General features: G+C 36.6%; 2 protein-coding genes. Both read right to left on the bottom strand.

The window, feature by feature from the left end; genetic code table 11:
- Positions 1-41: 41 nt before the first annotated feature.
- Entirely contained in the window at positions 42-143 is a 102-nt protein-coding gene (locus F6K18_RS36145; RefSeq protein WP_287528193.1) for a zinc ribbon domain-containing protein, read from the bottom strand.
- Entirely contained in the window at positions 121-1,182 is a 1,062-nt protein-coding gene (locus F6K18_RS36140) for an RNA-guided endonuclease TnpB family protein (protein ID WP_287528191.1), read from the bottom strand. The genes F6K18_RS36145 and F6K18_RS36140 overlap by 23 nt, the downstream gene beginning before the upstream one ends.
- Between the last annotated feature and the right edge of the window lie 119 nt (positions 1,183-1,301).

Genomic DNA, 1,301 nt, shown 5'->3' with positions numbered 1-1,301 from the left:
ACTTATCTTCTCCACAGGCTTAAAATCGCTTGAAACTCAAGCTACTGATTCACATAGTTTTTCAGGTTGATAGCAGCATTCAAATCTCTATCAGCTTCAAAACCGCATTCACTACATTTGCTAACGCAAAGCTGCGCTAACATAAGTTCTCAAGTGCAACGGCATTTTCTGTTGATGCCCACAGTTTGAACATATTTGAGAACTTGGATAAAATCTATCCGCTATGACTAATTTACTGCCGTACCATTCACATTTGTATGTCAGCTGACGCTTAAATTCATAAAAGCCACAATCAGCAATAGCACTTGCTAGTTTGTGATCTCTTGGTGCGCGTTCCCTTGCGACTATCGTCGTCGCGGGGTCGCACCGCTTTTTGAGCATTCCACTTACGTTTAAATCCTCAATTACTATGGTGCTGTGGTTTTTAGCTAACCATGAAGTGAGTTTATGTAGTGCATCTGCTCTGATATCGGCTACTTTTTTGTGTGATGAAGCTAGTTTTTTTACTGCTTTGCATCTGTTTTTGGAGCCAATAACTTTTTTGCTGACTGCACGTTGATGACGAACTAATTGTTTTTTGGCTTGCCTGTAGGCTTTAACATTAGCAAATTTGCTGCCATCAGAACAGGTTGCTAATGTATTTATGCCTATATCTACACCAATAGTTTCTCCAACTTTTTCTGTTGGTTCGGATTCAAAATTGTACTTGAAACTGATGTACCAACTATCTGCTTTTTTTGAGATGGTGACGTTTTTTACTGGTACAGAGGGTAAAATTTCATAAGTTTTTACTATTCCTATTCTGGGTAATTGTATGTAGTTTCCTTGAATAATCTTAATACTTCCTTCTAAGTAAAAGCTGTCTTTTCTGCCTTTTTTTTTAAAGACTGGAAATCCACGTTCAGGAATAGTTAGAAAGTTTTTAAATGCCCTCTCTAAATCTCTTAATGCTTGCTGGGGGGCACATTTAGATACCTCATAATACCAGGGATTTTCACTTTTTACTTCAGCAATCAAACGTTTATGTAAAGTGATAGCACTAGGCCGTTTCTTAGTTTCCTTGTATTCACAAATGCAAGTTGCTAATCCCCAATTATAAGCATGACGGGCTACACCTGCGTGTTTGGCAAGTATGGTTTTTTGATAATTGTTAACTTTTAATTTGGTCTTGATTGATTGCATTTCAGTTGTCGGCCACCTCTTTTAATAGTTTAATAAGTTAAACATAAATCTAATATATCACAGTAAATGTCTATTTATGTTTAACTTTGTCCAATTATTTTAATACTGTTGATAGCCCT

Origin of the sequence: Okeania sp. SIO2C2 (assembly GCF_010692625.1) — a bacterium.
Lineage (GTDB): Bacteria > Cyanobacteriota > Cyanobacteriia > Cyanobacteriales > Microcoleaceae > Okeania > Okeania hirsuta.
Note: the sequence above shows the minus strand (reverse complement) of the source record. Positions and strands in the feature narration are given on the sequence as shown.

What these genes read in the sequence shown, in the direction of transcription:
- F6K18_RS36145 (WP_287528193.1), bottom strand. Translation starts at nt 143, where the DNA reads ATGTTAGCGCAGCTTTGCGTTAGCAAATGTAGTGAATGCGGTTTTGAA.
- F6K18_RS36140 (WP_287528191.1), bottom strand. Translation starts at nt 1,182, where the DNA reads ATGCAATCAATCAAGACCAAATTAAAAGTTAACAATTATCAAAAAACC.